The sequence below is a fragment of the Longicatena sp. genome, assembly GCF_982403165.1.
This window is the reverse complement of sequence record NZ_CEVYEL010000077.1, coordinates 1-9,248: the sequence shown is the minus strand read 5'-3', so window position 1 is coordinate 9,248 and position 9,248 is coordinate 1. Positions and strand designations below refer to the sequence as shown.

Annotated in this window: 9 protein-coding genes and 1 tRNA gene; 3 read left to right on the top strand and 7 right to left on the bottom strand. The window is 36.7% G+C overall.

Features of this window, described 5'->3' with window-relative positions:
* Positions 1–13 precede the first annotated feature (13 nt).
* Positions 14–89, top strand: a tRNA-Gln gene (locus AC1VS3_RS11975).
* A gap of 243 nt (positions 90–332) precedes the next feature.
* On the opposite strand, the gene AC1VS3_RS11970 is transcribed toward AC1VS3_RS11975, so the two are convergent.
* The 5 genes from AC1VS3_RS11970 to murI form a co-directional block, all read right to left on the bottom strand.
* Positions 333–1,019 carry a LytR/AlgR family response regulator transcription factor gene (locus AC1VS3_RS11970; protein WP_481275666.1) on the bottom strand — a complete coding sequence of 229 codons (687 nt, stop codon included), beginning with the start codon at positions 1,017–1,019 and terminating at the stop codon, positions 333–335.
* 29 nt (positions 1,020–1,048) lie between these two features.
* Positions 1,049–1,498 (bottom strand): hypothetical protein, encoded by a 450-nt coding sequence (locus tag AC1VS3_RS11965; protein WP_481275665.1) that lies wholly within the window; start codon positions 1,496–1,498, stop codon positions 1,049–1,051.
* A 130-nt stretch (positions 1,499–1,628) separates the two neighbouring features.
* Positions 1,629–2,423: a hypothetical protein gene (locus AC1VS3_RS11960; protein WP_481275664.1), complete on the bottom strand. Its 795-nt coding sequence runs from the start codon at positions 2,421–2,423 to the stop codon at positions 1,629–1,631.
* Between the two features lie 189 nt (positions 2,424–2,612).
* A complete protein-coding gene (locus tag AC1VS3_RS11955) occupies positions 2,613–3,989 on the bottom strand; it encodes an aminopeptidase (RefSeq protein ID WP_008689755.1) in 1,377 nt (458 codons plus the stop codon).
* A 56-nt stretch (positions 3,990–4,045) separates the two neighbouring features.
* Positions 4,046–4,888, bottom strand: a complete 843-nt coding sequence (murI, locus tag AC1VS3_RS11950; protein WP_017144569.1) for a glutamate racemase — start codon at positions 4,886–4,888, stop codon at positions 4,046–4,048.
* Positions 4,889–5,151: 263 nt separating this feature from the next.
* Between murI and AC1VS3_RS11945 the strand changes: the two genes are divergently transcribed.
* Positions 5,152–7,023: a [FeFe] hydrogenase, group A gene (locus AC1VS3_RS11945; protein WP_196029892.1), complete on the top strand. Its 1,872-nt coding sequence runs from the start codon at positions 5,152–5,154 to the stop codon at positions 7,021–7,023.
* A gap of 106 nt (positions 7,024–7,129) precedes the next feature.
* Positions 7,130–7,396, top strand: a complete 267-nt coding sequence (locus AC1VS3_RS11940; protein ID WP_008689758.1) for a hypothetical protein — start codon at positions 7,130–7,132, stop codon at positions 7,394–7,396.
* A gap of 146 nt (positions 7,397–7,542) precedes the next feature.
* Here AC1VS3_RS11940 and AC1VS3_RS11935 read toward each other — a convergent pair whose 3' ends face one another.
* Entirely contained in the window at positions 7,543–8,247 is a 705-nt protein-coding gene (locus tag AC1VS3_RS11935; RefSeq protein WP_008689759.1) for a hypothetical protein, read from the bottom strand.
* A gap of 1 nt (position 8,248) precedes the next feature.
* Positions 8,249–9,064, bottom strand: coding sequence for a purine-nucleoside phosphorylase (locus tag AC1VS3_RS11930; protein ID WP_008689760.1), 816 nt, complete (start codon positions 9,062–9,064; stop codon positions 8,249–8,251).
* Positions 9,065–9,248 lie beyond the last annotated feature (184 nt).

Genomic DNA, 9,248 nt, shown 5'->3' with positions numbered 1-9,248 from the left:
GTGTTGCCGAAATTGGGGTATAGCCAAGCGGTAAGGCACCAGACTCTGAATCTGGCATTTCCTTGGTTCGAATCCAAGTACCCCAGCCATATAAAAAATGAAGTCGCAGATGCGACTTTTTTTGTGCAAAAATGATTGCTGGGGTGCTTGGATGTGTTAGTTTATAATCAAGGTAATTACCAAAAAAAGTGCTCGTCTTCCTTTTGGATTTCTTGCACTTTTTTCATTCTTTATCGTTTCTCCCCTAGTTATGTCCCTTACGATTACAGATGACCTATTGTATCACCTGTATCATTTTAGCCTATAGAAAAAAGGCAAAAAATCTTTTTCCTTTAAATAGACGCAATACGACATTGCATAACTTTGGTAAGAAAATCTTTCTTATATGTTCTTCCTAATTTCACTTTTTTTTGATTACTTAATAAAATATGCGATTTTTCAATCTTATTTATATGACAGAAATTCACAAGCATCCCATTAGATGCCTGTATGAAAACATCCCCTTTAAAATTTTTCAACTTTTCTCTATTACGATATATCTGCTTGGACGTTGCATAATTCAAATAATTTCCTTCTGAATATATACAAATAATTTCTCGCAAGTAAACCACCATCTCATTGCCTTCCTCATCCTTTGCGATAAGATAACGATTTCTACGATCCAGCTCCTCTTTCACATCTTTCATATAAGTTTCAAACACAGTATCCAAATCATTTTTTCCTATAAAACGAAACACTTGATATTCATAACCAACCATTGATAACTCTGTATGGCTAGTTAAAAATAGCAGTAAAGCATTCTTATATAATGAATGAATTTTCGTAGCTAGCGCAAAGCCATCCATATGCGGCATTTCGATATCCAACAGATACGCATCATATTCTTGTGATAGATCAATCGTCCTATCATCAGCCAAAACAACATCGAAATTTATGTTATCAAGGCTTTTTAATTTCTTGTATATCATATCACGCATATCTTTGCTATCATCACATACAACAATTTTATAATTTTTCATAACCCATGCCCCACCTTTTTACTGTTGCATTATTTCACTGTTGCGATAAAGCGATGCATGATATCCTTTGGTAAGATAATTTGAAATGCATAGCCATCCTTTTGAAATTGCAAAATGCCTAGCGTATTTTCGGTTTGTAACTTTGCCTCAATCTTTCCTAGCTGTACCGTTTTTGCCGAAGTCAGTTGTTCTAATTCATATCCATGACGCTCATTCACTTTATTCACAATCAAATGTAATAAAGCATGTTTTTCATTGACATAAAAAGAGTATGTGCCACTAAGTGCTGCCCATGCATCTGATGCACAATCCTTTTTTGTAAAGGATATTTCAAATTGTCCATTGCTTACAGAATCAGCTATGTCAGCTACTGCATCTTCGATAAAAGCTACATCTACACCATAGTTTTTTTGGATATCTTTACTGTTCACATTTGTCATCATACCGTTTTCACAAACAGCTGTTTCCTTTTTTTGCATTATTACAAAAAGCATGAATATACCTATCAAAAGAATACTTATAAAGATAATAAGGTTCTTTTTTTCCTTTATCATAATTTTCACCACCGTTTATATTATACTATATTTTTATATAACATCATAGAAAGCATCACTTAATTATACAATTCTTTACCGTTTTTTTATAATACGTAGTTTTTCCAGTATGTTCATCCCAAATTTCTGTTGGTTGCATTCCATACCTAACTCTCGCTAATAAACTACTATCTGAGAAATACTTACCTGTTTGTTTTTTCATTGTGCCTAACTCACAAGTTTTAGAAAAATGTTTACCTTTTTTATTATAACCACTAGCTAATATATAGCTTGAATACTTTTTTTCTCTAGATTGTGCTTTACCTATCCATCCATTTTCATAAATCTCACCTGTCTTAATTGTTAATATAGTATCATATTTTGTTTTACCACTAACAGATTTCGTGGTTGTGACCTCACCTTTTGGTATACCTAAAATAGTAGTTGCTATTGCCAGTAACGAAATTTTAAATTGCATGGTACTTGGAACCAAACTAGCAAAACTTAAAACAATATTAGCTAAAGTATTTAACGAACCAATCTTACTTTTTGATTGAAGATTATTATCATAACTATATAAATATTTTTTAGTAATACGTTTTTTTCCATTACTTGTTCTAATCTTTGAATTTTCATATATAACTTCTTCTTTAACAACATATTTATCAAGTTTTGCATTAATTTCTTCAATATCGGACGATTGCTTCACTATGTTTTCATATGTTTTAGGATTTAAAACTTTCTTATCTTTTATAGCCTTTTCTTTGATTTCTTCATCTAAAGAACTTGATTCTTTACCATAAACTACCTGCATACTGCTGAAAAGCATCAATAAAGCCATACTAAAGTTAATAACTTTTTTAAATTTCATATTTTCATACCTCATCTTTCACTAGCATTATAAATATCTCACCTCTTTCTTTCCATATACCTGCTATGATTTTGCATTCTCTGCTAATCTTTTACACAGTAATCATCGTAATTGCGTATTGGGATATGCTTTTCAACTATATCGCATAAAGAAAAGATGGCACATGTTTCATACCATCCATCTTATACCTTATGCATGTTTTAAGAAAGCTACATATCCTCTTGTTGTTTCATAGATATCTGCTTTTGAGGCGATTTCCCATGGTGCATGCATATTATGCAATGCGACACCACAGTCAATGACTTCCATATCATATTGTGCCAGAATATAGGCGATCGTTCCTCCGCCGCCCTGATCAACTTTACCAAGCTCAGCTGTCTGATAAGATACGTTTTCTTTTTCCATGATATTTCTTAAAGCTGCGATATATTCTGCATTTGCATCATTACAGCCACCTTTTCCACGTGAGCCGGTGTATTTATTAAAGACAATACCTTTTCCCATGTATGCGGAATTTTTAGGTTCCATAACAGATGCATAGTTAGGATCAAAGGCTGCACTTACATCACTGCTCAGCATGCGAGAATTAGCTAATGCGCGACGTACTTTTAATTCGCTGTAATCTCCCAAACAATTCATGACTTCTGCCACCATATTTTCAAAGAATTTTGATTCCATACCGGTTGCCCCGATACTTCCAACTTCTTCTTTATCCACTAATAAACAAACAGCGCTACGATCAATTTCTTGCATCTCTAATAAAGCCATTAAAGATGTGTATGCACAGATGCGATCATCATGACCATATCCCATTACCATACTGCGATCCAATCCATAATCTCTTGCCTTGCCGGCAGGTACAACTTCGATTTCCGCAGATACAAAGTCATCTTCTTCGATCTGATAGGTTTCTTTCAACAGCTTTAAGACATTCATCTTCACTGCGTCTTTTTCTTCATCCTTAAGAGGAATGCTGCCTACCGTGATATTTAAGTCTTCACCCTCAATAACCACACTACCTTTTTTACCTAGCTGATCACTTGACAAATGAACTAATAAATCACTGATACCGACAACCGGATCATTTTCATTTTCACCAATGTTCACCTGCACACTGCTGCCATCTTTACGAACGATGACACCATGCATCGCAAGTGGCAATGTAACCCACTGATATTTTTTGATACCACCATAATAATGGGTTTCCAGCATTGCCAGATCTTTATCTTCATATAAAGGATTCTGTTTTAAATCCAGACGTGGGCTGTCAATATGTGCACCAAGAATTTTCATTCCTTTTTCTAAAGGTTCTTTACCAATCAAAAATAAGGCAATGGTCTTCCCCATATTATTCGCATACACCTTATCACCTGGCTTTAAAGTTTCCTGATTGCGAATGACATCTTCCAGATTACGATACCCGTGTGCTTCCGCAATTTTTATACTTTCTGTAACACATTCTCTTTCTGTTTTACATTCCGAGATAAATTTCTTATAGCCTTCAGAGAAGTCCATGACTTCTTTCATCTTTTGCTCATCATATTTGTTCCATGCAATTTCTCTCATTTTCATTTCCTCCATTCTGTATGACATTATATAACTGTTTGCCTTTTGATTTCAACTTAAAAACTTTCTATGTTCAACAGCTTTTTACTCAATGCTATGTAAGCAGGATCCGGGGATGAATTTAATATCGTAATATCATGATGACCATCCTCTGTTTGACAAGTTCCATGCTTCTCTAGCAATTCTAAGACATGGCGGCTGGTGCCGGCATTGCCATCCACAAGAGCTATTTGATTTCCTACGATATGACGTATCTGTTCACGGAAGAACACAAAATGTGTACAGCCTAATACGATACTATCTATACCTGATAGATCATAAGGGGCAAAGTATTCCCTTAGCGTAGCTTCCACAAGAGCATGATCTTCCAACTTATCTTGTTCAACTAATTCTACTAACTTAGGAGTTGGTAATTTATAGATACAATGCTCTTTCTGATAGCGTGACATCAGTAACTCAAATTTTTTCTCTTTCAAGGTGAAGCGTGTTGCCATAACGATGACCTGTTGAGCCTGCTTTCCTTCAACAGCAGGTTTTAAGGCTGGTTCCATACCAACGATTGGTAAGTGCGGATAACGCTTGCGCAGTTCTTCTACACAAGCACTCGTTGCGGTATTACAAGCAATCACAATCGCTTTTACACCTCTATTTACCAATTCATCACATATCTGTATGCAGCGCTGTGTGATGTCTGTACGCGCTTTTTCTCCATATGGCGCAAAGGCAGAATCGCCAAAGTAGAGATATCGTTCTTTTGGCATCCATCTGCGTAATTCTCTTAATACGCTGATGCCGCCAAGTCCGGAATCAAAAACCCCTATTGCTTTTTCTATTTCCGTCACATCATCACTCTCCTCATAAATCATTACTGCCTTATCATTATACCCTTTTTTCTTCATTCTTTCATCTAGTTTCAATAAATTTTACACACGGAAGGAAAGTTTCTGCAGACCTTAAATCATTTCGCATTCTCTAGGATTCTTTTCTTACTATGTAAAATTTTAAAATTGCATAAAAATCGTGTGACAATGGTTTTTGAAGCATTAAAAAAAAGCCCATGTTAGAAAAAATAAGATTCATTGAGAAGTATATTGACAGATACTGGAAATAAAGGTATGATATGAATATATTAAGAATCATTCTTAAATATGGAGGAAAGTTTATGAGCAAACATGTAAGTATAGATATACGAGTACCAGTTGAAAATGATAATCCGGCAATACGACGAATTGAGAGCTTATGTATTCGTTGCGGACAATGTAAAGAAGTTTGTAAGAAAGAAATATCTGTCGGTCATCATTATGATTTATTAAAAACAGAGGATACCGCCATTTGTATTCATTGTGGACAATGTGTAAATGTTTGTCCAACAGGTGCTTTGGTTGAGCGTCAGGATTGGATGGAAGTAGCGGATGTCATTAAAAGCGGCAAGAAAAAAGTGGTGGCAATCACGTCGCCAAGTGTGCGCGTTGGCTTAGGTGAAGAATTTGGCATGGAAGCCGGAAGCTATGTAGAGAAACAAATGGTTGCAGCTCTTCGCAGTGTTGGTGTGAATTATGTATTCGATACAACGTTTGCGGCAGATTTGACCATTATGGAAGAAGCCAGTGAACTGATTGATCGCATTCAAAACAAGAAACCATTACCGCAATTTACCAGCTGCTGCCCGGCATGGATAAAATTCGTTGAAACCTATTATCCACAGCTATTACCAAATATTTCATCTAGCAAATCTCCAATCAGTATGTTTGCGCCGACCATTAAAACATGGTTTGCGAAGAAAGAAGGAATCGCTCCTGAAGATATTTATATAGTAGCCATAACCCCATGTACCGCAAAGAAATTTGAAATTACCAGAGAAGAATTTCATGATGCCGCAAACTATCATCATACCCAAGGGTATCGTGACTGTGATAAGGTAGTTACCACAAAAGAGTTAGCGAATTGGCTGCGTGCAGAAAATTTAGATCTAACTAGTGTTGGGGAAAGTGACTATGATAGCCTCATGCCTAGAGGTAGTGGTGCCGGTGTCATCTTTGGCAATACCGGTGGTGTTATGGAAGCTGCTGTAAGAAGTGCCTATTATTTTCTTACAAATGAACAGCCTGGTGATGATTTATTGAAGCTTGAAGCGATACGCGGGCTTGCCGGTGTACGTGAAGCCAGTGTAACGATTGCCGATATTCCTGTACGCGTTGCTGTTGTGCATGGTACAGATAATGCCCGTAAATTTATTGCGCATATGGAAGAAACCAAAACACATTATGACTTTGTGGAAGTTATGACATGTCCTGGTGGTTGCATCGGCGGAGGCGGACAGCCAAAGCATATCGGTGAAGATATGCAGGATATCCGTAAAAAACGCATTGCTTCATTATATGATAAAGATGCTTCTATGAGCTTGCGTAATTCCCATGATAATCCACATATCAAAGCTGTCTATGAAGAATTCTATGGCACACCTTTAAGTACTTTGGCCGAAGCTTTATTGCATACGACCTATCATGAACGCAAAGATTTAGGTGAAGATCCCGCTGTTTACGCAAAGGCATTTGAAGCTGATTCAACTGTAGCAGGAACACCTACATCTTCTGATGTGAAATATCGCTGTACGATCTGTGGCTACATCTATGAAGGTGATATCACAAAGGAAAGCGATGACTACAAGTGTCCGATCTGCGGAGTTCCGAAAGAAATGTTTGAATTAGTTAAGGAGCCTGCTACACAAGCACCTACTGAAGAAACAAGTGCGGATGTAAAATATCGCTGTACGATTTGTGGTTACATCTATGAAGGTGATATCACAAAGGAAAGTGACGACTACAAGTGTCCGATTTGTACGGTTCCTAAAGAAATGTTTGAATTAGTTAAGGAGCCAGCTACACAAGCACCTGCAGAAGAAACAAGTACGGATGTAAAATATCGCTGCACGATTTGTGGTTACATCTATGAAGGTGATATCACAAAAGAAAGCGATGACTACAAGTGTCCGATTTGTACGGTTCCTAAAGAAATGTTTGAAAAGATTGCATAAACAATAGACCTCATTGCCAAAACAATGAGGTTTTTGATTTATTTTTATGAAAGACTTGGCTTCTTTCACATTTTTACGATACAATAATGGACAGTGAGGTATTCCTATGGAAAAAATTAATTCAATACAACAATTAAAAGATTGTTTAAAGGCACATGCCATCGTTTGTACGACAGATAAAAAGGGGATGGTGTATGCTATCCAGCATAAAGATGGTGTTCGCATACAAAATGAATATTCCCGTTTTATGCTTTCAATGGAAGACTTTCTGGCATTATATGGCAATCAGACCTTCTATATTTATGAAGAAGAAATGATAGAAGAAATCGCAAGTGAAAAGGATGAAGAATACTATAGTTGGTATCATAAATAATAGCTGCTTGAGCTTCATCGCCATCTTACGCAACTGCTTAATGAATATTATTAAGCATATGTCGTTCTTGCCTTCACCTTGACTATCATTATGAAAAAAGTACAGGTTACTGATGATCATTTCATCATCAGCTCTCTGTACCTTTTTTAGAATTGATAAGGATTACGGATTATCTTCCTATCCCATTTGCGCATCGCCATACGATACATCGCCTTTGCATGAATCGTATCGTGCCAGATAAAACGACGCATGACCTTTGCCAGTGTCCATGCTTCATCATAATTTCCTATATAAATCTTATTATCTAAAAAATGCTCTTGTTTCTCTAATAATGCAAAAGCCTGTAAACGATTCTCATATATGTTTGTCAGGTTTTGCAGTGATACCTTTATTTCTCCCATATAATAAGACGTGACATTATTGGTATGTTCATACATTGCTTGTGCTGTTGTAGGAATCTTCCCATAAAAAGTCTTACGGGGAAATAGATCAGTGTATAATTTCTTAGGTATGCTTTGATATAAGGTAAGAAAATCATGCGCTGATTGTATGCAACGCTGTTTCAATATAAGATATTCTTCGATATGTAGGCTGTTTCGTTCACTATCAAATAGCACATCACTATCTGCATCCTGCACTTGTAAGGTACTGTCCTTTTCCTGAACTATGACGATATCTTCATTAGCTTTTGGGCAGGTCTTATCTAGCGCACACCATTTTTGATATCGCTGAATATCATGCAACAGTTTACCCTTTGCTTCTTGTAACGTCTTTCCTCTACCACTTGCTCCCGGATAATCTTCACTCCATAAAATGCCACCAATGCCATTATGTTCCCAGATTCCCCTCATATCACATTTCCTGCAAAATATTTTGAATCCATGCACATAAACGGCTGCTTGCCGTTTCCGCAACTTTTAAAACTTCTTCATGGGAATGTTTTTCTTTACAGATACCGGTTGCCATATTGGTTATGCAGGAAATGCCTAAGACTCGCATACCTAAGTAATTAGCCGCTATGGTTTCGGGAACAGTAGACATGCCTATGGCATCGCTGCCGGCACGCTCAAACATGCGTATTTCTGCCGCTGTTTCATAATAAGGACCTTGCCACATCGTATATACACCACTATGATAAGGTATCATTAAACGATCAGCTATTGTCTTTGCCAAATTTCTTAAATCTGAACTATATGGTTCAGACATATCTGGAAAGCGTGGACCAAAGCGTTCATCATTTACACCAATTAACGGATTCACAGAAACGCCATTGATAAAATCATCAATCAGCATTAAATCTCCCTGCTGAAACGTGCGATTGATACCGCCACAAGCATTGGTAATAATAAGATCATGTACCCCTAACATTTTCATCACAAACACCGGAAAGGTAATTTCCTTCATATCATAGCCTTCAAAATAATGAAATCTTCCCTGCATCACCATCACGCTTTTGCCATGCATTTCTCCGATGATAAGATTACCTTCATGTCCCGCTACACGTGAAATAGGAAAGTGAGGAATGCTGTCATAAGGTAGAGTGATAGGATGTTCGATTTGTTCACTTAACTGACCTAAACCACTGCCTAAGATCATCCCTACTTCAGGAGCCTTGTTTATATGCAATTGTATATAAGATTTAGCCTCCATTACATCATCATAAAACATAGTGCTGCCTCCTTTACTTTTTCTTACTTTTATTATAAACGATATAAGAAGAAGAAGGAATACATATCCCTATTTTATTATGGAAGGATACTGATTGAGCAATCGAGTAGGGTGAAATAAATCACCCTTTCACACCACCGTACGTACGGTTCCGTATACGGCGGTTCGTTTTAATTTCAAAGCG